At 69.4% G+C, this 24,898-nt stretch carries 23 protein-coding genes; 4 read left to right on the forward strand and 19 right to left on the reverse strand.

Features of this window, described 5'->3' with window-relative positions; translation table 11 throughout:
• Positions 1-19 precede the first annotated feature (19 nt).
• Positions 20-1,639, forward strand: coding sequence for an aa3-type cytochrome oxidase subunit I (ctaD, locus tag GCU60_RS19040; protein WP_275585621.1), 1,620 nt, complete (start codon positions 20-22; stop codon positions 1,637-1,639).
• A 135-nt stretch (positions 1,640-1,774) separates the two neighbouring features.
• Here ctaD and efeB read toward each other — a convergent pair whose 3' ends face one another.
• Positions 1,775-3,067 carry an iron uptake transporter deferrochelatase/peroxidase subunit gene (gene efeB / locus GCU60_RS19045; RefSeq protein WP_345770703.1) on the reverse strand — a complete coding sequence of 431 codons (1,293 nt, stop codon included), beginning with the start codon at positions 3,065-3,067 and terminating at the stop codon, positions 1,775-1,777.
• 399 nt (positions 3,068-3,466) lie between these two features.
• Here efeB and GCU60_RS19050 point away from each other — a divergent pair, with 399 nt between their 5' ends.
• Together GCU60_RS19050 and resB are read left to right on the forward strand one after the other, a co-directional pair.
• A complete protein-coding gene (locus GCU60_RS19050; RefSeq protein WP_239521444.1) occupies positions 3,467-4,027 on the forward strand; it encodes a C40 family peptidase in 561 nt (186 codons plus the stop codon).
• Positions 4,028-4,357: 330 nt separating this feature from the next.
• Positions 4,358-5,953, forward strand: a complete 1,596-nt coding sequence (gene resB, locus GCU60_RS19055; protein ID WP_163208086.1) for a cytochrome c biogenesis protein ResB — start codon at positions 4,358-4,360, stop codon at positions 5,951-5,953.
• 146 nt (positions 5,954-6,099) lie between these two features.
• Here the strand turns inward: resB and GCU60_RS19970 are convergent, their stop codons facing one another.
• From GCU60_RS19970 to GCU60_RS19120, 14 genes are all read right to left on the reverse strand, one after another.
• Entirely contained in the window at positions 6,100-6,258 is a 159-nt protein-coding gene (locus GCU60_RS19970; protein ID WP_204262320.1) for a hypothetical protein, read from the reverse strand.
• 10 nt (positions 6,259-6,268) lie between these two features.
• Entirely contained in the window at positions 6,269-7,021 is a 753-nt protein-coding gene (locus tag GCU60_RS19060) for a class E sortase (protein WP_163208088.1), read from the reverse strand.
• 303 nt (positions 7,022-7,324) lie between these two features.
• Positions 7,325-10,642, reverse strand: a complete 3,318-nt coding sequence (locus GCU60_RS21430) for a LysM peptidoglycan-binding domain-containing protein (RefSeq protein WP_345770704.1) — start codon at positions 10,640-10,642, stop codon at positions 7,325-7,327.
• A 41-nt stretch (positions 10,643-10,683) separates the two neighbouring features.
• Entirely contained in the window at positions 10,684-11,109 is a 426-nt protein-coding gene (locus tag GCU60_RS19070; RefSeq protein ID WP_163208093.1) for a hypothetical protein, read from the reverse strand.
• Positions 11,106-11,501: a pilus assembly protein TadE gene (locus GCU60_RS19075; protein WP_345770705.1), complete on the reverse strand. Its 396-nt coding sequence runs from the start codon at positions 11,499-11,501 to the stop codon at positions 11,106-11,108. The genes GCU60_RS19070 and GCU60_RS19075 overlap by 4 nt, the downstream gene beginning before the upstream one ends.
• Positions 11,502-11,569: 68 nt before the next feature.
• A complete protein-coding gene (locus GCU60_RS19080) occupies positions 11,570-12,040 on the reverse strand; it encodes a TadE family protein (RefSeq protein ID WP_163208096.1) in 471 nt (156 codons plus the stop codon).
• 16 nt (positions 12,041-12,056) lie between these two features.
• Entirely contained in the window at positions 12,057-12,224 is a 168-nt protein-coding gene (locus GCU60_RS19085; protein ID WP_239521446.1) for a hypothetical protein, read from the reverse strand.
• 98 nt (positions 12,225-12,322) lie between these two features.
• Positions 12,323-13,222 (reverse strand): type II secretion system F family protein, encoded by a 900-nt coding sequence (locus GCU60_RS19090; protein ID WP_163208100.1) that lies wholly within the window; start codon positions 13,220-13,222, stop codon positions 12,323-12,325.
• Complete coding sequence (locus GCU60_RS19095; protein ID WP_163208102.1) at positions 13,219-14,085, reverse strand: type II secretion system F family protein; 867 nt, start codon at positions 14,083-14,085, stop codon at positions 13,219-13,221. The genes GCU60_RS19090 and GCU60_RS19095 overlap by 4 nt, the downstream gene beginning before the upstream one ends.
• Positions 14,082-15,479, reverse strand: a complete 1,398-nt coding sequence (locus tag GCU60_RS19100) for a CpaF family protein (RefSeq protein ID WP_239521447.1) — start codon at positions 15,477-15,479, stop codon at positions 14,082-14,084. The genes GCU60_RS19095 and GCU60_RS19100 overlap by 4 nt, the downstream gene beginning before the upstream one ends.
• 146 nt (positions 15,480-15,625) lie before the next feature.
• Positions 15,626-16,369, reverse strand: coding sequence for a hypothetical protein (locus tag GCU60_RS19105; RefSeq protein ID WP_345770706.1), 744 nt, complete (start codon positions 16,367-16,369; stop codon positions 15,626-15,628).
• Positions 16,370-16,412: 43 nt separating this feature from the next.
• Positions 16,413-17,147 (reverse strand): SAF domain-containing protein, encoded by a 735-nt coding sequence (locus tag GCU60_RS19110; RefSeq protein ID WP_163208108.1) that lies wholly within the window; start codon positions 17,145-17,147, stop codon positions 16,413-16,415.
• Positions 17,144-18,067 carry a hypothetical protein gene (locus tag GCU60_RS19115; protein WP_345770707.1) on the reverse strand — a complete coding sequence of 308 codons (924 nt, stop codon included), beginning with the start codon at positions 18,065-18,067 and terminating at the stop codon, positions 17,144-17,146. Before GCU60_RS19115 ends, GCU60_RS19110 begins: the two co-directional genes overlap by 4 nt.
• 29 nt (positions 18,068-18,096) lie before the next feature.
• The gene (locus tag GCU60_RS19120) at positions 18,097-18,705 is read right to left on the reverse strand and encodes a hypothetical protein (RefSeq protein WP_204262322.1); all 609 of its coding nucleotides are present in this window, start codon (positions 18,703-18,705) and stop codon (positions 18,097-18,099) included.
• Positions 18,706-18,948: 243 nt separating this feature from the next.
• On the opposite strand from GCU60_RS19120, the gene GCU60_RS19125 reads away from it, so the two are divergent.
• The gene (locus GCU60_RS19125) at positions 18,949-19,614 is read left to right on the forward strand and encodes a peptidase (RefSeq protein ID WP_163208115.1); all 666 of its coding nucleotides are present in this window, start codon (positions 18,949-18,951) and stop codon (positions 19,612-19,614) included.
• A gap of 173 nt (positions 19,615-19,787) precedes the next feature.
• Here GCU60_RS19125 and GCU60_RS19130 read toward each other — a convergent pair whose 3' ends face one another.
• The 4 genes from GCU60_RS19130 to GCU60_RS19145 all read right to left on the reverse strand — a co-directional run bounded on the left by GCU60_RS19130 (position 19,788) and on the right by GCU60_RS19145 (position 24,567).
• On the reverse strand, positions 19,788-21,035 hold the full coding sequence (locus tag GCU60_RS19130) for a hypothetical protein (RefSeq protein WP_163208117.1): 1,248 nt from the start codon (positions 21,033-21,035) through the stop codon (positions 19,788-19,790).
• Between the two features lie 202 nt (positions 21,036-21,237).
• A complete protein-coding gene (locus tag GCU60_RS19135) occupies positions 21,238-23,262 on the reverse strand; it encodes a DUF3732 domain-containing protein (RefSeq protein ID WP_163208119.1) in 2,025 nt (674 codons plus the stop codon).
• 5 nt (positions 23,263-23,267) lie between these two features.
• On the reverse strand, positions 23,268-23,747 hold the full coding sequence (locus GCU60_RS19140; RefSeq protein WP_345770708.1) for a three component ABC system middle component: 480 nt from the start codon (positions 23,745-23,747) through the stop codon (positions 23,268-23,270).
• 82 nt (positions 23,748-23,829) lie between these two features.
• Entirely contained in the window at positions 23,830-24,567 is a 738-nt protein-coding gene (locus tag GCU60_RS19145; RefSeq protein WP_163208121.1) for an ABC-three component system protein, read from the reverse strand.
• Positions 24,568-24,898 lie beyond the last annotated feature (331 nt).

A 24,898-nucleotide genomic window follows, 5' to 3' on the forward strand; every position in this document is an offset into this window, starting at 1 on the left:
GCCATCGTCTACCGAGCTGCTGCCGTCCTGGCCGCGATCATCACCTGGCTACGCACTTAAGAGACATGCCCTAGCCCAGCCGGGCCTTCAGTTCACTTCCCCCGAGCAGTACAACCAGTTGTTCACCATGCACGGCACGATCATGCTGCTGATGTTCGCGACGCCGCTGTTCTTCGCGTTCGCAAACCTGATCATGCCGCTGCAGATCGGCGCTCCCGACGTGGCGTTCCCGCGGCTGAACGCGCTGTCGTTCTGGCTGTTCCTCTTCGGCAGCCTGATCGTCGTCTCCAGCGTCGCCACCCCGGGCGGGGCCCCTGACTTCGGCTGGACGGCCTATGCGCCACTGTCGAGCGAGCTGCACACCCCGGGCGTGGGCGGTGACCTGTGGATCACCGGCCTGGCCGTCAGCGGCCTGGGCACGATCCTCGGTGGCGTCAACTTCATCACCACGATCGTGAGCCTCCGCGCCCCCGGCATGACGATGTTCCGGATGCCGATCTTCGTCTGGAACACGCTGGTCACCAGCATCCTGATCCTGCTGGCCTTCCCGATCCTGACCGCTGCGCTACTCGCCTTGCTCGCCGATCGCAACCTCGGGTCCCTCATCTTCTCGGCCGAGAACGGCGGGCCGATGCTGTGGCAGCACCTCTTCTGGTTCTTCGGCCACCCCGAGGTCTACATCATCGCCTTGCCGTTCTTCGGCATCGTCACCGAGATCATCCCGGTGTTCGCCCGCAAGCCGCTGTTCGGCTACAAGGGCATGGTCGGCGCGACCCTGGCCATCGGCTTTCTCGCCCTCGCCGTCTGGGCACACCACATGTACGCCACCGGCGCGGTGCTGCTGCCCTTCTTCGCCTTCCTCACCTACCTGATCGCCGTGCCGACCGGTCTGAAGTTCTTCAACTGGATCGGCACCATGTGGCGGGGTCAGATGACCTTCGAGACGCCGATGCTGTTCTCGATCGGCTTCATGGTCACCTTCCTGCTCGGTGGGCTGACCGGTGTGCTGCTGGCCTCCCCGCCGCTGGACTGGCAGGTGCACGACTCCTACTTCGTCGTGGCGCACTTCCACTACGTCGTGTTCGGCACCGTGGTGTTCGCCGCCTACGCCGGAATCTACTTCTGGTTCCCCAAGATGTGCGGCCGGATGATGGACGAGCGGCTGGGCAAGCTGCAGTTCTGGCTCACGTTCATCGGATTCCACGGCACGTTCCTGGTCCAGCACTGGCTGGGCAATGAAGGGATGCCGCGCCGGTATGCCGACTATCTGCCCACTGATGGGTTCACCACACTGAACATGATCTCCACGATCTTCAGCTTCGTGCTCGGCGCCTCGGTCATCCCCTTCATCTACAACGTCGTCCGCTCCTGGAAGTACGGGCAGCTCGCGCTGCGCGACGACCCCTGGGGTTATGGCAACTCGTTGGAGTGGGCGACCTCGTCCCCGCCGCCGCGGCACAACTTCGTGGAGCTCCCGCGGATCCGCTCGGAGCGCCCCGCGTTCGAGGCGCACTACCCGCACCTGGTCGAGCGCCTGCAGGACGAGGCACACGCGGGCAAGCGCCACGACCCCTACGTCAGCGAGCTCATCCCAGGCACGGGAAAGCGTCAAGGCCCGAACGACCCTGATGCCACCTGAGCCACAAGAGGAACGACACCGACCATCCGCCGGCGTCCTTGTCCGCCTTTCGAGACGGGGCAGGTCGCCGCAGGACCACCCCGCCCGCTCGACCCCTGCACGGGCGTTGACCGCAGTAGCCCCTGGCGCATGCGGTCAAGCGTCGAACAGAGTCCTACCCCACCAGTCGTCGGCATCGCGAACTCCCGGCGGGCAGGCGAACACGGCGGAGGACCCGTGCTGGATGAACCGGTTGAGCGCATCCCCGGCAAGACTTCGCTGCACCTGCACGAAGCCGGTATCCGGGTTGCGCTGGTAGGCGATGAAGAAGAGGCCGGCATCGAGGCGGCCGAAACCGTCAGTGCCGTCCACGAAGCTGTATCCACGCCGCAGCATGGCCGTGCCTGAATTGGTGGGATGAGACAGGAAGACATGCGAGTCGCGCGGGATGGCTGGTACACCACCCCGGACGGCAGCGAAGTCGGTCGGGTCGAACTCCTTTCGCTGGCCCAGCGGAGCGCCCCCGCTCTTCGTGCGCCCGATCACCGCCTCCTGGTGCGCCGAGGGCACCTGGTCCCAGTCCTCGATCAGCATGCGGATCCGACGGGTGACGAGATAGGAACCGCCGGCCAGCCAGGCGACGTCGTCCTCCCCCACCCACACGAACTGGTCGAGCGCGCTGCCGTTCTCGGCCTTGAGGTTGGCCGTGCCGTCCTTGAAGCCGAGGAGGTTGCGCGGCGTCGCCTGCGCCGTGCTGGTGGATGACGTGCGACCGAACCCGAGTTGGGTCCAGCGCACACGCACCACCCCGGCGCCCAGGCGCACCAGGTTGCGCACGGCGTGCACCGCCACCTGGGGGTCGTTGGCGCACGCCTGGACGCACAGGTCTCCCCCGCTGATGGAGGGATCGAGAGCGTCGCCTGGGAACACGGGTAGCTCGGCCAAGGAGTTCGGGCGACGAGCCGCCAGTCCGAAACGGTCGACGCCATCGCCCGTCATGAACAGCGTCGGTCCGAATCCGACGGTCAGCGTGAGGCCGGACGGCGGTAGTCCCTGCGCCTCACCACTGTCCTCTGGGCCAACGATCTCACCGGCGGTCAGCCGCCGGGCGGCCGCCGTCCACGACGCCAGCATCGCCACGAGCGCCTCACGGCTGTCGGTGACGACGTCGAACGCGACGAAGTGGAGCCGGTCCTGCGCCGGCGTCACGATGCCAGCCTGGTGGGTACCAGTGAACTCGACCGGCGCGGAGGATTCCTGCACCGCCGACGACGACACGACGGGAGACTGCGGCCTCGCGGCGGTCGTGCGACCGACCACTCCCCCGACTGCCCCGGACGCCAGGACGCCCGCGGTCCCGAGCCCCGCCATGCCGAAGAGCTTTCGACGGGACAGGCCGCGCTCCTGCTTCTCCGCCGGTCGGTCCGCCGGCGGCGACTCGTCAGTCACGTCAGGATCCGCGTAGCTAGGCAAGGTGAAGACTGAAGGGCGCGCACCAGGGCCAGACTACTATTCGACATAGGAGTTCGGTTCGCTCGGCGCTGAGGCCCGAGGCGAGCTGATGATCGGATCGGGAAACGACGAGCCCCGTCATGCAGTCGCGACAATCCACGCTCGCGCATTCGTGAGGCGACCTGCGTTGCGGACTCCGACACACCGGCCCCGCCCTCAGGCCGGCCAAAGAAGAGTCCCGGCAGCGAGCCGTGCCGGCGTCTTGCATCGACGCCTACTAGCTTGGCTAGTCGTGACGTCGATGCTGAGCTCCGCTCGTCCCGGCGGCAGATGCGTCTGCCTCGACGCTGACCTGCGGACCGGTGCACGACAGCGGGAGACCTGATGGTGGATGGGATGTCGCAGGTGCAGTCACGCATCGCCGAGATCCAGGCGCAGCTCGCGCCACTGGGTGCGCGACCGCGCACGACCGCGGCCGACTGGATGTCCGCTGCGACCGCTGCCGGTCTGGTAGACGCCTCACGGCCGCCGGCTGTGGCCACGAGTTCGCCTGCCGGCGCGACCGATGCGGCGCCGATGGTCGCCGGAACGGACCGCGAGTCCGCCATCACGGGAAAGGCGCTCCAGTATCTCGGAGTGCCCTACCTATGGGGCGGCACCGACCCCTCGAAAGGTCTCGACTGCTCCGGATTCACACAGTTGGTCTACAAGAGTCAGGGCGTAGACCTCCCCCGCGTCTCCTCTCAGCAGGCGACCGCTGGACGAGCTGTCCCGTCGATGTCGGAGGCCCGCCCGGGGGATCTGCTGTTCTTCGATTACTCGCCCGAGAGGCCAGGTATCGACCACGTGGGGATCTTCATGGGTGACGGCAAGATGATTGCCGCGCCACAACCCGGCGAGGTCGTCAAGATCCAGTCGGTGGGCGATCCCACCGTGATTCGCCGGGTGCTCTCGTAGGCAGTCGCCTCGAGCGAGGAGACAGCTTCGTCGGACGGCGCTGACAGCGGGAGATCCCGCCCGCGGGGCGGGATCTCCCGGCGGACCGGATGGGTGTCGTCTGCGCGGTTTTCCGTGGGTCTGATGACCGGTCGCTGCTATCTACTAAGGCGCCTCGTAATCTGTCGGTGGTCGGCACTCCCACCAGCGGCCGACCACCCCGTTGACACGGTCCACCGAAACTGGGGCCGGCGCAGGCAGCCTGCATGAAGGAGTCGCAGTGAGTAGGTGCTCGAGCGTCCGGACGAGTTCAACGACCCCTCTTCAAGGCACGGGTACAGCGAGGACGGCATGACCGACCTGCAGGCCCAGCCCGACCGAGCATCGGTCGCCGCCCATCAGAACTCGGTGCTGCACCGACCTAGACGGTGGCTGGTGCGCCGCTGGCGGTGGTTGACCAGCATGCGGACGGCGGTGGTGCTGCTGTTCCTGCTGGCGCTGGCGGCTGTGCCCGGCTCGCTTTTCCCGCAGCGGTCGTTGACCCCCAGCGCGGTGGCCCGGTACTTCCGAGAGAATCCCGACCTGGCGCCCGTCCTCGACAAGTTGTGGATGTTCGACGTCTTCGCCAGCCCGTGGTTCTCGGCGACCTACCTCCTGCTCTTCATCTCGCTCATCGGCTGCCTGGTCCCGCGCTGTACCGAGCACCTGCGCGCCCTACGGGCCGAGCCGCCGCCCGTACCTCGGCATCTGCACCGACTCCCGGTTCACACTGCCCACGCGGTGTCACTGCCCTCGGAGACCGTGGCCGAGCGGCTCGAGGCCGACCTGCGATCGGCGCGGTTCCGGGTGTCCCGGCGCAGCATCCCCGGTGGTGTGGAGGTGTCGGCCGAGCGCGGTCGGGTGAAGGAAACCGGCAACCTCGTCTTCCACGTCTCGCTCTTGGCCCTGCTCGTCGCGCTGGCCGGCGGCAAGTTGTGGGGCTACGAAGGCAGCATCCTGGTTACTGAGGGAGACGGCTTCTGCAACTCCTTCCAGCAGTACGACCGGTATGTCGCAGGGCCGTTGGTGGATCCGGACGGACTGACGCCGCTCTGCTTCGACCTGGCCGATTTCCGCGCCACGTACGAGCCGAACGGCACACCGGCTTCCTTCACCGCGGACATCGGGGTGCAGGCAGAGCCGGGAGCGGCCACGGAGCAGACGACGATCGGGGTCAACGACCCGTTCCGCTCCGACGGGGACCGTCTGTACGTGACGGGGCACGGCTTCACGCCCCTTTTCACAGTGACACTGCCGGGCGGTCAGGTCTTCGAGCAGCTGTCGGCACCATTCCTACCCCGGGACAGCACGACGTTCGCCAGCGAGGGGGTCGTGAAGTTGCCGGATCTCGGTGACGGCTCCGGCGACGGGTTCGCCCTCGAGGGCTTCTTCGCTCCGACCGGCCTGATCCAGGGCGGCGTCCTGACCTCGGTGGACGCGCGGCCGCTCAATCCGCAGGTCGCCATCATCGGCTATCGCGGCTACCTGGGCTTGGACAGCGGTGCGCCACAGTCGGTCTTCACGCTGGACCAACGGCAGATCGACGTCGGTGCGCTGAACCAGATCGGGGAGGCGAACTTGAACATCGGCGAGAGCGCAGAGTTCGAGGACGGCACCGTCGTCCGCTTCGACGGGTTCCGGGAGTTCGCGGCCTTGCAGGTGTCGCACGATCCGGGGCAGGTAGCCGTCCTCATCAGCGCCATCACCATGCTGCTCGGACTTCTGGTCACACTGCTGGTGCGCCGGGAGCGGGTCTTCGCTCGAATTGCCAGCTCGCAGGTGTCGAGCTCTGTCGACGACCGGTCGACGACGGTGTCGATGGCGGGACTCGCACTGGGTGGGAACGGTGACATCCGCGAACGACTCCACGGACTCACCAGCAGCCTCCTCGGTGATAGCCAGCCGTGACAACACCACGGCCGTTGAACCGCGAGGCCGCCCGCCCTCCCATCCCGCGCCTTACCAGCAGAAGCGGGACTCCGGGCTCACGGGAGGTCGTCGACCGGAGGCGTCGTGAGCACGCCACTGACGTCGTCGTCTGTGCCGGGACACCATCAGCCGCCCACCGTCACGTCGTTGAACGGAAGGCGCGGCTCCATCCACGGGAAGACGACGAACAGCAACAGCGCGCAGACCCCGATCACCAAGGCCAGCGCGGTCACCGCCTTGGTCGCCGTGCCACCGGGCAGGTGACGCCAGATCCAGGGGTACATGCGGGTCCTCTCAACTCTCGCGCAGGGCCGGCGGGCCGTCGGGCATCTCGGTCTTGGTCAGGCCGGCGCCCTCCAGACCGGCGTGGATGATCAGCCGCTGTCGCGCGGAGTACTTCGGATGGCACGTGGTCAGCGTCAGGTACGCCCCGCTCGGTGGATCGTCCTGGGCTCCGTTGGGCGTCGGCGAGATCACCTGGACGTCGGACGGACGGACGATCTGTTGACCGGGAATCCCGCTCGGGTCGGTGGTGAAGTCGCCCATCGCAGGGTCCCCGAGTACCCGATAGACAAACCAGCGGTCGGCCGTCTCGATGACGATGGGGTCGCCCGGACGCAGCCGGTCAAGATCAAGGAACGGCGACCCATTGCCGACCCGGTGACCCGCGAGCGCCACGTTGCCCTGCTCGCCCGGCAACGCCGTCCCCTCGTAGTGACCCGGCCCCTGCGCCAGCTGCTCCTCGGCGGTGCCCTCGAGCACGACCTGCTCGTAGTCAGCACCCAGCCTCGGGATGTGCAGAACGGCGAACGCGTCGCCCAGGATGCTGACGCGCGGCACTGGAGGGACTTCGGCCTCCGCTGTCCATCCCTGACGCAATTCGTCCTTCAGCTGGTCCTGTGTACGGTCAGTGAGCACGTCGGTCACGAACAGCTCGTAGACGACGAAGAGGAGCACCACGAGGCCCCCGGTCACCAGGACCTCTCCGATCGAGCGTGCAACGGTGCGCCATCGAGACTGAGCGCTAGTGGACTGCGTGCCGCGCACTCAGTGCTCCTCCGGATGCGATGTAATCGGATGGCGTTGTGATGCTGCTGGAGCGACGAGGCGGGACGCCCAGGACGTAGGAGATCGAGCCGCGTGTCCGCGGACCCGGCGGCCTATCGACATCTCCCTGCACAACGCGCACTACGACGAATGATAGTAGGCCGGGCTGTTCAACGAATTGGATCTCGATGCATCGGGCAGGAGCGCGTCGTCGCGGCGTGGTTCGCCGACGATGCTGGCCAGACGCGATCCCCGCGCCCCCGGACACCACGCCGTCGGGATCTGTCGCCGCCGACCGCCTGGTCAGCTGGCTCGGTTGGTCCACCGACGGCGGAAGAGGATCTCAGCGGTTCTGGGTGGAAGATCTTCTTCGACCTCGGCGTCGTGGTTGGCCAGGATGCGAGCGACGTAGGCGTCGGCTTCGGCCCGGTTGTCCTGGGCGTCGCAGGCGGCGACCAGGTCCAGCAGCGGCACGTCCTCATAGCTGCCGGCTCTCAGCGCCACATGAGCGGCGGCCGCAGCAAGCTCGGGCTCGCCGTTGGCGAGGTGGTGCGTCGCGACGGTATGCGCGACGTCGACGATCATGGCGGCGTACTCGTGGTCCAGCCGGGAGCTCTCCTCGATGAGCCAGCTGTAGCCGCCGGGCGCACCCCGCCGCGACGTGGGCAGGTCGAACGGCTGTCCGGTGACCAGGTCGAGAGCGGCGCGCAGGTCGGCGATGCCGTCGACACCGCGGGCAAGCCCGCGGACTCGCAGTCGGCGGAACAGCTCCGCGTCGATGAGCACGTCGTCGATGCGGTAGCGGCCAACCCCACCGGCGGTGACACCGGACGGGAGATAGTCCGCGCCAGTCACCGGATTGGTGCCCAACCAGGCGCGCACGATCGAGATCGACTGCCGCACTTTTGTCTTGCCGACGACATCGTGCTCGTTGGGCCAGATCGCGGTGGCGTAGCGCTCGCTGGTCACGCTGCCGGGCCGGGTGGCCAGGTAGGCGACGATCTCGGTGTAGAACTGCCGCCGCGGGTTGCGCTCGGGCAGCGTGCCCTGCACCCGCATTTCGACCGGTCCGAGCAGGGTCAACTTCGGCCGTGGACACGACGGGTCAGCCCAGTCGGCGAGGTCGGCGTCCAGGGCGGGATCGGCCGCCTCGACCTGGTGGCGGATGCCCGCGTCGGTAGCAGGAGCCAGTGCCTGCAAATCCTGCTCGGTGGTCGCGGCGCGGTCCAGATAGGTCTGCTCGGACAGCGGTAGCACCGAGTTGGTCATCCACGGCGGGGTGTCTGCCACGCCGGATACCGGGACGACGTCCGCTCCGGCCGGCTGCAGCCGCGCGACGCGGGACGGGTCGACTCGCAGGCCACCGCAGGCGTCGGCGTGCTCGTCCCAAGGCTCGTCCCCGTGGGCCGGTGGCATCGGCCGGTCGCCGGTGACGGCGGCCAGCGCAAGCATCTCCGCCAACTGTGCGGCCTCATCGGCCGGGATCTGCTGCGCAATCACCTCTAGGCCCAACACCGGGATGCGGAGTATCCCGGCCTCATCGACAGTCAGCTGCCAGCGGGCGACGTCCCCGAGGTCCGGGTCGTCGATGAGCACCAACGCCACCGCGCCGCGGCCGCGCTGCTGCTGGATCGCAGCCATCAGTCGTTCCAGCCCGGCGTCGTCCTTGGCCACGTCCGGGGCGATGAGCAGCACGTGGGGAGCCCACGCGTCGCCGGCCACATCACGCAACCGGCCCGACAGCACGTCGACGTCGGCGATATGCATGGCCTCGGTGACCGACTCGAGCTGGCCGTCGAGCACCGCGATCGCCTTCTCGACGTCGTCGGTGTAGGTCAGCCGGTCGGGATTGATCTGGGTCAACTCCTGGCCGAAGCCGACCAGGGTCACCTGCAGCATTTCCGACCACGTGTTGTGCGCCAGCTCGGCAGCGAGGAACCGGGCCAGGTTGAGGCAGCGTTCGAGGTCCCCGGACAGGGACAGGGTCGCGACCCGTTCCAGGTCGACCAGCCAGTGCTCGCCCTCGGCCGTGTAGCCCACCGACGCGAGCATGGGGAACGGTGCAAAGAAGTAGGCCCGCCGCTGCTCGTCATAGGTCAGCGGAGCATCGCGCCGGATCGACCAGCGCGTGCCGGCCGGGTCCACCATCCACGGCTCCGGCGCCTCCAAGGCTGGCTCGGTGAGGACCAAGGTCAGGACGTCGTCGGTCATGCAGACCGCCACCACGTCGGGCAGGCGAGCACCGTCGACCCTCGCCAATGCCTGCACCAGGGCCCGCAGCGCCTGGTCCAGCCAGGTGACGTCCGCACTGCCGACGCTGCCAACCTCCTGCAGTGCTCGTTCGACGTGCAACAGCTCTGGTGGTGTGCTGCCGATCGTGCGCCCGGGACGTCGCTGCCGGAACTGCCTGCGGCGATAGCGCAGCAGCGCGGTCAACGAGGCCCCGGCCAGCAGCAGCCCCCCACCGGCAGCGAAGGCGATGGTCGGCAGTTCCGAGGTGCTCCCCGTCGGGGTCTCGTCAGGCTTCGCGGACGACGGCTCGACGCTGTTCGGTGCAGCCGTGGTAGACGAGGTCGGGGCGTTGGTCGCCGGACCGGGCGCGGGCGGAGGCGGCGCATCGGTGCCCGGCGGGGTCGGGTCAGCGGCAGGCGCGGTGCTCGGGGCTGGCGCTGATGGCGGTGCCGGCTCGGTCGTGGATGGTGCCGGCTCGGCTGCCGGAGGCGCCGGTGCGCTGGGTGCGGGCGTCGCGGGACTGGCCGGGTCCGGGATGCTCAGCGTCCAGCCCGGTCGGATCAGCGACGGGTCCGTGAAGGTGGCACCTCCGGGTTGGCTGCGTCCCCGGTTGAGCTCCCAGGCTTGGCGCCAGTTGTGCCCGCTGCCGGTGATCTCCTCCGTGAGGTCCCACAGGGTGTCACCGGGTTCCACCGTGACGTCCTCGACAGTTCTCGCGGTGCCCGGGGCGGGGCCCGTCGGCGGCAGGCCGACCGCGTCGGGCGGCAGGACCAGCACCGTGCCCGGGACGATTTCGTTGTCCTGACCGACCGCGGTCGGGTTGAGTCTGGCGATCTCCGGATACCGCAGCGGATCCCCGAGATGCCGCTCGGCCAGCGCCCACAGGGTGTCCCGGCGCTGCACCTGGTAGGTCGTGGTCGCGACCGGAGGCGCGTGCTCGTCCGGCGTCGAGAACGCGACCGGTGTCCGCTCTGTGACGAGCACGCTGGCGTACTGGACCGGGGCCGGGACGGCGGTGGATGTGGCCGCGACCGGCAGCGGCGGCGCCGTTGCATTCAATGCGGGGGCGCCGGCGGCCAGTGGCGCGACCGTGAAGCCGACCGCGACGGCGGCGACGAGGGCGGCGGCCGGCTGCTGGAAGATGCCGAGCCCGGGCAGCGCCGGAACCGGCCGTGCGCGGGCGAAGGCCACGATTTCCGTCACTGTCGCGGCGGTGAAAAGTGCCCAGCACACCCATACCCCGGCTGCGAGGACGAGTCCGGCGAGCTGTCCGTTGTCGCGGGACGTCAGGACGGCGCCGACCTCGTCCAGCGACGGGAGGCGGTCCGGCACCAGATGCAGCAACGCCATCAGCACCGGTACGCCGACGACGACGGCGAGCAGCGCCACGAGGGCGCCCGTGGCCTTGAGCAGGCGGGCGGCGTGACCGGTCATGACAGGCCCTCACCGGAGGTGACGCCGACCAGCAGCTGGGCGGTGTGCACGCGGGTCTGGCTGACCGGGATGCCGAGCAGGGGTGTCGAGTCGGTGACGGTCACGCTGACCTCGACGATGCCGGGGCCGGTGACGGTCACCGTGCCGGTCGCGCCGGCTTGGTCGAGGTAGGAGCGAGCCGCAGTCGCCGCCAGCTGCGCGTCCGTACCGCCGCCGGTGGGCACCGGGCCGATGGCGATGCTGGCCGCGCGGGCGGCCTCGGCCGAATACGTGTCGGCGCGGTTGGCGGCCTGGATCGCGGTTCCGGCGTCCACGAGGGCGGTGACCAGGACGCCGACGATGAGCACGATGAAGCAGAACAGCACGGCTACCGACCCGCGGTCGTCCCGGAGCCCGGCGCTGGCTTGCGGGCGGGGTGTCACGACAGGTCCCGGGCGGGGTCGAGCGGACTGGTGGCGCTGTCGTGCAGCGTCCGGGAACCGGGCAGGCCGGCAACTCCACCAATGTCGGACAGATCGACGGTGCACGACACGGCGACGGTGACCGATGCCGAGGCGCCTGGCGGCGTGCTGAACCCGGAGGTGTCGACGCTGACCTGGACGTCGATGCAGTGCAGGCCCTGGCTGGTCAGTGCGGTGGTGGCGGTGTCGGTGGCGATCTGCTGAGCCGCGGCGGCCGATCGGGCCAGCGAGGCGTCCCGCGCCGCGATCCCGGCAACGCCGCTGATGCGGTCGCCGGCCAGCGCGATCCGGCCGCCGACCACCAGCATGGCCACCACGAGGAGTCCGACCGGCAGCAGGATCGCCAGCTCCACCGACTCCGAGCCCCGGTCGTCCCGCCACCGCCTTTGACGGCCGTTCGTCGCGGGTTGCAGGTCACGCCTCATGGCGAGTCCGGGGTGGTGAAGCGTTCCTTGCCGCGCACCACGGTGACATCGACGGTCGGGGCGAAGCCGGGCAGCGGGATCACGTTGGGCACGCTGGCGGTGACGTGCACCGAGACCGTGGTCGCGGTGTCGGACTCGGTCACCGAGTAGCCGGTGATCGCGCCGGTCCCGAGTCTGGCCAGGTAGGTGTCCGCCGCCGCCTGCCCCGCTCCCCCGGCCGCCCCGTGGACGCTGGCGGCGCGGGCTCCGACGTGCGCCGCGGCGTCGGCCGCTTCCCGGGCGAAGTACCACAGCGCGAGCTGCGGGCCGGCCAACAGCAGCGCGACGATGATCGGGAACAGGATCGCGAACTCGACGCTGGATGAGCCCCGCTCGCTTCCGCGGCCGCGGTCTCGGCGGGACCCTGGGGGCGCGACCGGACCGCGCGGCGAAGATGCCGCACGGTTGGGAGGACGCGCCTCGAGCATGGAACCGCCGCCGGTTCTACTGGAACAGCGACGTCTTGCTGGCCACGAAGGCGATGGCCGCGGCACTGACCGCGCCGCCGAGAGCGATGGCCAGGATGACCATGAACGCCTTCTCCGAGGAATCCGAACCTCGGTCGTCGGTGACGCGTTCGGCGCGCAGCCAGGCCAGGACCGACAGGGCCATGACAGACAGAACCGTGACGCACTGCGCCACGACGGCCTGTGCACCCCGGCGTCGGATGGTGAGCTGGAACATGGGAAACCTCCCGGTTGGCGCTTCGGTCAGGACGAGATGCCGAACATGCGGAGCATGAAAGGGACGAGCACGAACAGACTCAGTCCCGTGACCAGCAGGGCCAGCGGCCGCGACATCCGCTCGCTGACCTGGTTGGCCTCCGTACGGGCGTCGGACAGCTCGGCGTGCCGAAGCGTGCGGGCGCTGGCCAGCAGGGTGTTGTAGACCGAGGCGCCGTCGGCGGCCACTGCCGCGATGTCGGCGAGGTTGCGCAACTCGGCGACCTGCAGCTCCTCACCGAGGTCGCGCAGCTCGCCCCACGGCTTGCGGCCGGACAGCGCTGCGCGGCGGATGGCACGGCGCATGCGGACGAACGGCATGCTGCCCGAGATCTCGGCGGCCTCCTCCAATGCCTGCTCCACCGAGCCCCGCGCCCGACGTTCACCGGCCACCAAGGTGAGGAAGGACTCCAGGTTGCTCCGGAACTCCACCCGCGCCTTGTCCGCCGCCTCACGGGCCTCGGCCGAGGGCAGGAACCACCCGACGACGGCGATCCCCAGCCCGACCGCGGCTGGCAGCACGAAGGGCACCGGAACGTCGAGCAGCACGAACACCAGGCCGAACAGCGACGGAGCGAACAAGCCGGCGAGCGCCAGGGTCAGCTTGCGGGCCGCGAGCTGAGCGCGGGACCAGCCGATGATCGCCAAGTCGGCGTCCGAGACGCCCAGATGCCCGTCCAACGCCCGCGCCACCGACACCGGCAGCCAGTCCCACCGGTCTCGGGTGGATGTCGTCACCGCCGGCGCCGTTCGCACGGTCGGCTCGGCCGCCAACTGCTCCAGTGCGGCCACCAGTGACGGCGGCGCCGGACGCAGTGCACGGACCGCGAGGACGAGGCCGCCCGCGATGAGCATCCCGGCGAGGGTGGCCGTCTGCAGCCCGGTCACCGGTGCACCGGAGCCGGGTCCGGGTCGAAGAGCACCCGCGGGGGCTTGACCGGGTCGGACAGCCGGCGCATCCACCGCAGCGACGTCGCGAAGATCGCCACCACTGCCAGCAGGGCGATCTGCCCGAACGGCGTCGAGTAGCCCGACAGGAAGGTCCGGGCGAACAGCGTCATCCCGACCACCAGCACCAGGGTCACCACGACGATGGTGCGCATGTTCGACCGCGGCTTGGCGCGTTCGGCCTCCACCTCACGGACCATGCGGGAGCGGTCGTCGAGGTCGGCGGCCAGCGCGGTGAGCACCTCGGCGAGCCCCGGCCCGCCGTTGCGCTCCCGCAGGATGAGCACCATGGCGATCTTTTCGGCGGCCGGGTCGTCGATCTCGCGGGCGAACTGGCGCAGCGCCGTCTCGGTGCCCTGCGGCCCCATCCTGGTCACCAGGTTGGTGACTGCCGGTGCGATCGGCTCCGGCACCGAGTTCAGGGAGCGACGCAGCGCATTGCGCGTCGACCCGGCGGCGCCAGAGCTGATGAGGTCGGCCAGCCGCCGCGTCCAATCCGCCAGCGCCTCGGACGTGGCGATCAGCCGCTTGGCTTCCTTGCCGCCGCCGAGCACCTTCGGAATGAACACGACACCGCCGGCAGCGCCCAGCGCCGCGGCCGGCCAGCCAGTGACCAGCAGGACGAGCACGCCGGCGGCCAGCATACCGAGGAACAGCGGAGTGGCCCCCCGCCGCGAGGACGAGCGCACCGACGGCGAGCGCTCCGGCAGGAAGGAGACGCCGCGCACCGCCCCGACGACGCCGACCAGGCCGGCCGCGAGCAGCAACCCGGCCAGGGTCAGGAGCAGGCCACCGGCCGTCACGACGCACGCTCGCGGCGGTGAGGACCGGTGTGCCAATCCGAGGCGCCCGGGCGCAGCCAGTTCAGGTCGAAGCCGACCGCGGTCAGCCGCTCGGCCAGCGACTCGCTGAGCATCCCCGGCCCCGTGGCCTGGGCGCGCCCGTCCTCGGCGCGCGGCGCGAAGATCGGCTTGAGGTCCGGCCGACCGGAGTCGCCGATCGGGCCGAGTTCGTAGATGCCCGAGACGTACCGGGCGTAGTCACGGTCGCGATGCACGTGCACGACCAGGTTCAGGGCAGCCAGCGAGCGCAGCACCAGCTCCGGGGACGGGGCCGGATGCGCCTTCAGCGCGTTGATCAGCACCTTGTCGAACACGCCGTCGGCCGACGGTGAGTGGATGGTGCACATGACCGACGAGATGCCGCTGGTCGCCGCCTCCAGCAGATAGGTGACGTAGGCACCGCGGACCTCCCCGACGAGCACCCAGGTCGGGGACGCGCGCAGCGCCAGGTGCAGCGCATCCCCCATGTCGAACCCGCCTCTGCCTTCGGCGTTGGGTAGCCGGGACTCGAACGGTCGGCACACCGCGTGCCGCCTGACCAGCTGCCGGCGCTCGGGATCCCACCGAGGCAGGTGCAGACCCAGCTCCCGCTCGTCCTCCACGGTGATGACCACGTTGTTCCACGGGATAGCGTTGCCCAGCGCGCGCAGCAGCGTTGTCTTGCCGACCCCCGGCGCTCCGCTGACCAGCGGAGATGCGCCGGCGAGGATCGCCGCATGCAGGAAGCCTCGCACCGGTGAGTCGACCATGTTCATCTCGTGCAGGTCGTCGAGGCTCGGATCACTGAACCGATGCACCCGGATCACCCCGGCCGGGCGCGGCAGCACGTCCATAGCCGCCTGCAGCCGCGCGCCGAGCTCGGTCACGCCCTTCAGCCGCACGTTCAGGACGGGGCTGGCTGAGGAGAACTCGCGGCTGGTCTGACCGTCGTCCGACCGTGAACCGATCGACCGCAGCAGCTGCTCGAGTTCCTCGTCACTGGAGGCGATCGCCGGCCCGGGCACGAGTTGGCCGCTGGCCATCCGCAGCATCGTCGGCTCGCAGCCCTCGAAGTGGATGTCCTCCACGTCGTCCCGGGCCATCAGCGGAGCCAGTCGCCCCAGGCCGTCCAGCTCGGCCAGCACGGCCGCGAAGATCCTGTCCTCGGTGGTCACCGCCGGCGCCGGGCGACCGCGGTTGGCCTCGTGCAGCAGCCACTGGTCGTACTCGTCGCGGATCAACTTCCGGGTCAGCTCGCGCCGCGGTCCCGGGGCGTAGTTCCTGTCCTCCACGGTCAACCGGGTCGACACCCGGTCACGCAGCTCCACCACGACGCGGTACTCGGTGCTGGTGAGCTCCCTGGTGTCGGCTGGCATGGCATCGACAGGTACGCCCATCGCAGCCAGCGGCTCTGGCGGCGGCAGCGGCAGCGGCAGCGGCAGCGGCGGACGCTCCCGCCCGGGCCGCGGGAGGCCGTGGGCGGCCGGAACTTCCAGCCGAGGCGACGCTGCGTCCTCGTTCCTCATCCGGCCACCGCCTCAGCGACACGAGACGCCTCCGTCGAACTGGTCAGCGTCTTGGCAAGGGACGACGCCGCGCGCAGCAGCGCCGACCGTTGCAGCGTCTTCGGACTGACGACCGCGCCGTCGGAGAGCGCCTGCGCTGCGGTCCGGTCGTAGGGCAACGTGCCCGCCAGCGGCAGGTCCAACGCCTTGGCCACTTCGCCGGCGGAGTACGGCCCGACCCCGACCACGAGTGCGGTCACCTTCGCCAGGTCGCCCAGTTCGTGGCGCAGTCGTTGCTTCGCATCCTGCGCCGCATGCACCGACCGCACGCTGGGCCGCACCGCCAGCAGCACCCGGTCGGCGGCCCGCAGCACTGGCCAACAGCCGCGCTCGGTCACCAGTCGTCCGGCGTCGACCAAGGCGTCCCGCCCGATCGACGCACTCGACGTGTACAGGGCCGACGCCAGCCGCTCCCACGCCTCGGCGGTGAACGAAGCGCCCTGCGCGGCGGTCGTCACTCCCGGAACCAGCCACACCTGCGGCTGCTCCGGAAGCTGCACGGCATGCTGGGCGACCATCGTGGCGGCCTGCATCGCCGGGACACCCCGCCGGGCCGCCGTCGACCATGACAGCAGTCCGCGGTCGACGCCGACCCGGCCCGCCAGCAGCCCCGGCGCCATGTCCCCGCCGGCCGGGTCACAGTCGGCGACCAGCAATGGCCCGGGCCACCCCAGGGCCAACGCCCAGGTCGAGGTGGTCACCCCGGGCGCGGCCTTCCCCGAGGTCACGACGGTCAGCATCAGCTCACCGCCCCGCCGGCAGCAGGATCAACGCCACGTTGCCGGTCGAGGCGAGCTCGGCCACCCGCACGCCGTCGTCGGCGCTGACTCGCACGTCGATCACCGTCACCTGCGTGGCCTGGTTGAGCGGTCCGACCTCGGCGACCGTCGCGTCGATCTGCTCTCCGCGGGGACCGTCTGAGTCGGCAGACGGCGTGCCGCTGCCACCGGTCGAGCCGGCGCTGCCAGGCGTCGCCACGATCAGCACCTGCTGGCTTGGGTTCAGCCCACCGACCGGAAACTGCCCTTCCTTCAATGGCAGGGCGACCAGCATCTCCCCCGCCGTGAATCCGCTGTCCGGGCCGACCTGGGCGCCGGTCAGCAGCTCTCCGCGGGTCAGCGGCACCTGGGCGACCATCCCGACGATCTGGGACCGCTGCGAGGCAGGAATCGGTGACAGGTTGGGATCCGACGTCACGTTCGCGACCGTCAGGTCCTCCGCGGTGATCGTCGAGCCCACTTGCACATCTCGGGCGACCGCCAGCACCTCCGTGCGCGCGGTGAGCATCTGGCCGGCGCTGAAGGCCAGCAGGCCCCCGAGCAGCACGACCAGCACGCTCAGGACCAGCGACTTGCGGCTGGCGCGTCTCCTCGCCGCCGCGGTACGCACCGGAGGAGCCGGCGGCAGCGCCGCCTCTGGCGCCGGAGCCTGATAGTGCTCGGCTGCCGGCGACGCCATCCCGTTGACCCGCGTAGTCACCTGATCACCACCGACTGCACCTCCGCCACCGCGAACGTCTCGTTCGAGGTCGTCGTCAGATTCGGCAGCGTGCCGGTGGCACCCGTCGACGACGTCCAGGTGACCGACCACTGGATGCCGTACATCGCCGTCACCTGCCCATCGGGCTGGCGGATGGATGACTGCGGGTACCGGTAGTCGCAGCCCGCCGGCGACGCGGCCCACACCCCGTCGCCCGGCTGCCAGGCCACACCAGGACCCGGGCACGACACCGGGGCAGCCCCATCGCCCGGCGTGAACGAAAGCGCCGTGGGTGTCACCGTCACCTGTGCCCACACGCCTCCGGCGTCGGCACGCGCGGTCAGTGCTCGGAACGATCCTGGGTCGGTCCAGAACCAGGTGTAGGCGTTGACGACCGTGAACGGCTGCCCGTCCTGCAGAGTGCCGGCTGGGTACCGGCCCGTCGTCGGTGATGGCACCGTCATTGTGCTGAGCGCCTGTTGCGCGAGCTGCGCTGGATCGATCGCGGCCGGAACCCCCGGCGGGTTCGCCGACCAGAAGCTGAAGCCGTTGGTACCAGGGAAAGCTCCACCGCCGGTGTAGGAAAGGCAGCTGTAGATGGCGCCGTCCGTACGACCGCCCCAGATCGGCGAGTCCTTGGGAGGCTGTTGGGCCATCGCCTCCACGTAGCACTGCATGCCCTGCACCCACCACGCCTGGCCTTCCTGGCACGGAATGACGGTGCCGGAGGGGCTGACAGTGCAGGCCGCCGCAGGCGTGCCGCCATCCCTGTCGGGAGTCGTCGCGGCCGGTGGGGCCGCCGTCCCAGGGGCATCCTCGGCCGTCTCGACTCCGACTACACAGATGCCGTGGGAGTCGTACTGCTGGCAGGTCGCCGGATCAGCGACAGCAGTTGGCGAAAGGACCAGCGAGGCGCACACGCACAGCAGCGCTCCCGCCAGGGCGAGGACTACCCGTCGCATGACTCCGCCTGCCTGTTCGGCGCCTCGCTGACCCGCCACGACGACGTGTCCGGATAGTCCGGGTTCACCATGGTGAGTTGCTGGACGAGGTACCGCGGACGACCTGACGGCACGATGGACGCCCCGGAATCATCGACCGCGTCCACCTCTCCCACGTCGACGCAGGCGGTGACGACGACGGTCGGGAAGACAGGTGACGGCGAAGCGGCGGGATTGTTGGAGAGGTCGACGCTGACGGCAGACGCGCTCACCAGCTGCGACCGTCCGGTCTGGCGGTATCCCTGGGAGCGGAACTTGCCGATCGCCGTGGCCTGGGCCGTGGCTTCCGGAGCCACCGCGACCTGGTGTATGCCGTCGAGCGGGAGCGACGGGTCGAGGTACAGGTCGTCGATCGTCCCCAGGTAGTCCGGAACGAGCGCGACCGCCAGTGTCTCTGCTTCCTCGGCGGGGCTCGGAGTGGTCGGCGAGGGGCTCGACGTCTGGGAACTCGACGTCCCGGACGTCGACGGACTCGACGAGCCGGCGTCTGACGACGACGAACAACCCAAGGTCGTCAGCGCCAGGAGCACCGCGGCCGCTCCGGCCGTCGTGCGCATCACCGCCATGCCTGATCACCCCCGATCGCGTCACCGTCCGTCGACCGAGGTTGCCCTCCGGGTCGAGCGGACGTGTGACCGCCGTCTCGTTCCCACCCTTTCGGGTGACAGGTTGTCGCTGAGTCCGTCACTCGTCCTCCCCGTCTGGGTGTATCGCGCGGTCCTGACACGCTCCCGCACCGGAAGCTGAGATGGCGCAGCTGTCCACAGGGTCGGCGCGGCGAGGATCAGGACGAGATCCCTGTGGAGGTCGAGGGTGGCCGCCAGCGGATGAACGACATGTGGATAGTCGCCTTGGTGGCAGGCGCGGTGGTCGGCGCCGCAGCGACGCCCTGGCTTACTACGCACGGGCTCGCGCAGCTGGCGCGGATTGACGCTGCCCGGCCGATCCTGGCGCTGGCCAGCGCCGTCGCCGGCGGCGGAGCGGGAGCCGCGGCGATCGTGACGTCCCACCGTGCGGACACGTGGTGGCTGGTGCCTGCCCTGCTGGTCTGGGGATCCGCCTTGGTCGCCGCGGCGTCCTGCGATGCGGTCACCCAACGCATACCGACGGCGCTCGTCCGGCAGGCCGCCGTCGGCACCGGCGTGCTGCTGACCGTCGGCTTCGCCGTGCACGGTGACTGGCGCGGTCTGCTCACCAGCGGTCTCGCAGCTGCGGCGGCGGGGGTCGTCCTGCTGTTGTGCTGGCGGTTCGCGGGAGCAGGGTTCGGCGACGTCCGCTTGGCTGTGCTCGGTGGCCTGGGCCTCGGACACGCCACGCATCGCGGCTTGTTGTTGGCCCTCGCCGCCTTCTCCTTGATCACCGTGACGCAGGCCGTGATCACGTTGATGCGTGGCGGAGGCCGCCAGAGCACCTTTCCTTACGGCCCTGCCCTCGCGGTGGGCTTCCTGCTCGCGGCCACCCTCTGACTGTCTCGCGCCCGCCCTCTGACTGTGACGTCCATCTGGAACCGTTGGCGGTGGGTCCCCCCGATCAACATCTATGGCACAGCAGCAGGACGCCGGTCCCAACGGGGCGCGTCATCGCCGATTCCTGCACCGCGCAAGGCGCGTAGGACGAGCTCGGCCACGCTGCTCCGGTGTCAGCCGCGGGGGTCTTCGGTTCCTGTGGCCGTGCTCTCTCGTCGACGGCGTCCGCGTCCCGCGTACGACTGAGGACGCCGCGCCTTGATCGTCACGGCGTTGTCGAGGCGGGCTTCGGCTCGGTCGGCTCTGCTGCGCTGCACGCGGGCTTCGTCGCGCGCCAGGTTGAGCTCACCGCGCAATCCGGCGAGCTCCTCGCGCAGTCGTCGGTTCTCCTCTTCGTGACGGGCACGCAGGTCGTCCACTCGCTGATGGCCATGGGTCTTCTCGCGCTCGGCATCGTGTACGGCGGCGTCCCGCTGGGCGGACATCGCCGCCAGCTTCCCGCGCAGGTCGCTGACCTCGTCACGGAGATCTGCGACTTGCTGGTCAGCTTGCGCCAGGCCCCTACGTACCGACTCGACAGCATCCTCGGCACGGGCAGCGCGCGCCGACTCGGCGTCGGCCCGCTCGACAGCGTTGCGGGATCGCTCTTCCGCCTCGGACTGGGCGACCATCGCGCCTTCCGCTCGTCGGATCGCGGCGTCGCGGTCGCCATGTGACTCGACGAGCCGAGCCTCGACGGCGGTCAGCTTCTCGGCCGAATCGGCCGACTTCGCGGCGGACTGCTTTCGCTCTGCATTCATGGCCGCGAGGGCGTCGGCCAACTCGGCGTTCAGCCTCTCTCGCTCGGTCTCGGCCTCCCTTAGCTGCTGGCGAGCCTCTCCGAGCCCGGTACGGAGCTGCTCGCTCAGGACAGATGCCTCCTCAGCAGCGGAGTCGGCCTCCGCGCGCTCGGCCTCGGCGCGCTGTTGCGCTTGCTCGGCCCGGCTGGCGCGAGCCGCGGCGGTCGCGACCTGCTCGGCCGCCTCGCTGGTCACAGTTTCGATCTGCAGCTCGGCGGCCTCCGGATCGGCCACCGTCCGCAGCTCCTCGAGCAACCCCTTCAGCTGCTGATTCAAGTGCTCGATCATGCCGGCGACCTGGCCGTGCAACTCACTTGCGCGCTGTCGCGCGGCATCGATCGGCCGCTGCTCGGTCCCGGCCGCGTGCACGGCCTGCTCCGTGCGCAGCCGGCGACGGGCGTGCCAGGCGGCGGTCCGGTTGTGCGCGCTGTCGTCGCAGTACTCCGGCGGGCGGCCGGCCCCTGCCCGCGAGGCCGCCGCTGGCCGCTGACAGCCGGGGAACCGACAGGTACGCCGTTCGGTTTCAGTTGCGTCGCTCATAACGCAAAGCTGCACCGACGTAATGACGACGGAACGCTTCACCGGCCGTCCTGTGGACAGTGACTCTGCTTCCACAGCGGTCCATGAGCTCCGCTGCGCCTCCTGCTCACCTCGGCGTGCACCTCTCCGCTGTTGCGGTGAGACCACCCGGTGTGGCTGCCGACGCTAACGCTCGCCGCGACCTGGTCCCCGTATCTCGGCCCAGAGGGCTTACTCGATGACTGTGTGTGCCGCCACAGGCCGCTCACCTAGCGGCGTCGTGATCCCCCATCCAGTCACTCGGAATGAGCTTTACGCCGCCTCGCCATCTGTGTCGGACCGCGGCCTGGAACCAGCTTTCTGGCAGATCAGCGTGGTCGCAGACGATCACTTGCAATCGCGGGGCGAGTTCAGCCACGACGTCGCGCATCAACTCGAACATCGCTCTGACAGCGAGCCTGTCGGCGTCATCTTCCGGGAGCCCGCTCTCGTTGTCAGCGTCCGATGGGTAGTGCGCCTGGGTTGGCTGATCGAGCATCAGGAACCGCGGAACCGGACGGTCCTGCAGGGTCAGGAACCGGTGGAGGGCCAAGTGTGCGGCCAGGTGGTAGCCGATCCAGTTGGCGGCGCTTCCGATGCGGAACAGCGGTGTCGGGCCGTTGGGCGTGTCAGTGACGACCGTCAACCGCGCCAGATCCAGGCGGACGCTCTCGCTGCTGTGCTCCAGGTTGAGACGCGTCGCATAGGCGCTCATGTCGCGCCCGATCGCGAACAGCCGGGAGGTGAGCTGCTCTCGGTCGTTGTCGGCGTCCAGGTCTGCTTCGAGAGCCGCAACTGTGTCTTCAAGTTGTCGCGCGCGTTGGCGCAGTACAGCGAGCTGGACGTCATCGACGACGGCGACCCGGCTCAGGAAGGCGTCGATGCGCCCGCGGGTGAAGTCGCGCTGACCAGCGTCCGCTTGCCCACCGATGTCTGCGGCGCGTTCAAGCGCCGATACCGCCGACTGACGCGCCCGTAGTTCGCCGCGGAGGCGGTCAGCCTCCCCGTCTAGTTCCGCGAGTGCCCTGCGCCGCGTTGGACGGGCACCGGTCAGGGCACCGACCTGCTCACGGAGCGCCTCTAGCCCGGCGCGCAGTGCCGCTGCGGTGGGGTCCGATTCGATGAGCTCGTGACCGCAAGCCGGACAAAGCCGTTCGTCGAGGGCTGCTCCACCGCCACCATGGGCGTCGCCATCGTCGGCAGCCCGATTGGCTGCACTCGCGGGCAGCAGATTGACGGCCGACAGTCGATCCACGTGCTGCTGCACTGCGACGGTGAAATCGCCTGCCGCTTGCGACTCGGCCAGCAGCAGGGCGCGGTCGTCGAGAACTCGACGAAGCCGTGCACGCAAGGAGTCACGTTCGGCCATGAGGGTGAGTCGCTCGTCCTGCGCTCTCGCGTCCTGCAAGGGCCGAGAGCTTGGCTGCGCACTACGGGCAGCCTGCAGCAACCGAACGGTCGTGCCTCGCCGATCGGTGCCAACGGTGCTCGCCGCAGCACCTGCCACGGTGTCCGAGACCAGGCCGGCGGCACGCGCCTCCGCCAACAGCCCCTCAAGTTCCACATCGAGGGTGGACGCTGCGGTCTCAGCGCGCTCGAGTTCGTTGTTCAGCCGGGTCAGGGTGCGCCTGGCATCCCGAAGCTGTGCCCTCTTCAAGGCGTCGTCGCGGTCTACGGCCCCGAGGAAGTACGGGATCGTGTCACGCAGCGCCTGGTCGATTCCCTGCTCTCCTTGCCGATGGAACAGAGCGGTGGAGCTCGCGACCTCGTTCTGTCCCTGCAAGCAGAGCAGCGCAGCATGGCCCAAGTTCGCTTCGAGAGGCTGCTGAAGCGATCCGGGACGGGGCTCAGTGACGTTCTCCTCGATGCCAATGCGGCGCCCCAGCTGTTCCCGTAGGGAACGGGCGTCGATGTTGACCCGCAGCTGTTCCAGCGGCGGCGGAGTCAGGTCGACACCGAACTCCAGCATCGCCTGACTCGAGCTGGCTTTTCCCTTCGCGGGTCGGGGCCTGGCCACGAACGCGCGCCCCTCCTCGAGCTGCCAAAGTGCCGAGTACCAAAGGACGGCGTCGGAGATGGGCCCCACAGGAACGAGAACCTGCGATCGGCCCAGGCAGTACTCGACGATCGTGAGGAGCGCGCTCTTCCCGGTCTGCGACTCGCCGGTGACGATGTTGAGGGCACCCGGCATGAAGTCGACGGTCCGGGTTCGGCCGTCGGCGTTGTAGAGCGTGATCGCCAGAAGCTGCACGGCGGCTAGAGTGCCACGCCCAGTAGGACGAACGCGGTGGCCGGCTGGTCGACCTTGGTGAGCCACTTGCCGACGAAGCCGGCCTTCCTGATGAGCTCGCCGGTTTCGGTGCCCCGTGCCGGTCGCGTGTTCACCGTGCCCGAGACGCCGCCCAAGTCGTTGACGACGAGGACGGAGTTGGCCAGTCCGAACCGAACTCCTTCGCGGACCAGGTCGGCGAGCCCCTGGGCTCTGCGGGCGAACCCCGCGTGGATGACCGGGTGGGACGAGAGCCAGCTGGCGAGGTGGGTCCTGGTGCTGCCCGGAAGCACTGCACGGGTTCCTGAATGGAGCACCATGGGCGCCACCAGGTACGCGAGCGGCCATGGCATTGGTCCACCATCGGCCCTCTCGTACTCGCTAGCGGCCGCCGCAGTCACGAGAGCCATCAGTGCAGGGTTCAACATCGCCGCCTGCGCCGGTGACCGCTCCCGCCAAGTCGTCACAGAAAGTCATCTCCTCGTGGCATCTCTGTCGGGAGGTTAATCACGCTGGTCACAAAGACCAGCAGGCCCATCGGAGCTCTGCTCACGCAGTAGCGACCAGCGCCTGTAGCCGGCTGACGAAGTCGGGATGCCAGCCGATCCCTCCCTGCTCACGGTTCGCCAGCTCATGTCGCTTGCCTCGAGCAAAGAACGGATCGGTGTAGTGCTCCCGGACGGTCACCGCGGTCGAGCCGAGAAGCCGCCGCAGCAGGAGCTTGCCGGCTTTGATCTTCGTGACCTCCTCCACGGTGTTCGAGTCGTACTCGTCGACGCCGCCAGCGAGCTCGTCTAGCATGTCGGTGAACGCCCGGGCCCATTCATCACGCAGGGTTTCCTCGAACCGGCGCAGCTCGTGGAGCTCCAGCAGACTTTCACCGAGCCACTGAGTCTCCTGCGTGACGGCGCGGTGGTAGTCGATGACAGCGCGGCGCAGGTTATCCAGCGGATAGGACACCAGCTTCATCTGGCTGACGAATAACGCGTCGTCGTACTGCAGGACGTCCTCCTCGGCGACGTCCTCGAGCTGGATCGTCGTCCGGAGACTGTCCGGACCAAAGCCGTTGCGGAGGTCCTGGAGGAACGCCTGGAGCTGTCCAACCTCAAGGGCTGGTCGCCGGCCGGCCAGCATGTCGACGGCCACCCCGTCCCACCAGCGGCGGACCTCGGCCACGAACCGACTCTGGGCCAGCTCCCCCTGGGGAAGCCCCAGTGCCAACGCTCCCCGCACCGCAGCGTCGATGTCCTGCGGCTGCACGGCTCCGTCTAAGACCCGCACCTTCACCAGGAGAGTCGTCCTAGCCGCTGACGAGAGGCCGCGAAACTTCTCCCGTGCTGCCTCGGTTGCCCGCGCGGTCGACTCCTCTGCGGCCCCCAGGAGCAGCCGGGCCGCAGCGGGCTCGTCGCGGGTCGCAGGGGCAGGGCGTAGCAGGTATGCGGCGGTGCCAGGTTGTGCAGTGGATGTGGTGACAAGGGCGAGATCGGCGCCGTTTGGGTCGGTAGCGTCCGATCGCGCCATCCAGTTCCCCAGCGTCTTCCATGTCGCGCGTCAGACTTATTGGCATGACCCGTTGCATGCGGGCGTGACCTGCGAGGAGTCTGATCGTCATGGCGAG

The organism is Blastococcus saxobsidens, assembly GCF_010682065.1.
GTDB classification, from domain to species: domain Bacteria; phylum Actinomycetota; class Actinomycetes; order Mycobacteriales; family Geodermatophilaceae; genus Blastococcus; species Blastococcus saxobsidens_B.

Coding starts and splice junctions, on each gene's coding strand:
- GCU60_RS19050 (WP_239521444.1), top strand. CDS start 3,467: ATGTCGCAGGTGCAGTCACGCATCGCCGAGATCCAGGCGCAGCTCGCG.
- resB (WP_163208086.1), top strand. CDS start 4,358: ATGACCGACCTGCAGGCCCAGCCCGACCGAGCATCGGTCGCCGCCCAT.
- GCU60_RS19970 (WP_204262320.1), bottom strand. CDS start 6,258: ATGTACCCCTGGATCTGGCGTCACCTGCCCGGTGGCACGGCGACCAAG.
- GCU60_RS19080 (WP_163208096.1), bottom strand. CDS start 12,040: ATGCTCGAGGCGCGTCCTCCCAACCGTGCGGCATCTTCGCCGCGCGGT.
- GCU60_RS19085 (WP_239521446.1), bottom strand. CDS start 12,224: ATGGCCCTGTCGGTCCTGGCCTGGCTGCGCGCCGAACGCGTCACCGAC.
- GCU60_RS19100 (WP_239521447.1), bottom strand. CDS start 15,479: ATGCCAGCCGACACCAGGGAGCTCACCAGCACCGAGTACCGCGTCGTG.
- GCU60_RS19120 (WP_204262322.1), bottom strand. CDS start 18,705: ATGCGCACGACGGCCGGAGCGGCCGCGGTGCTCCTGGCGCTGACGACC.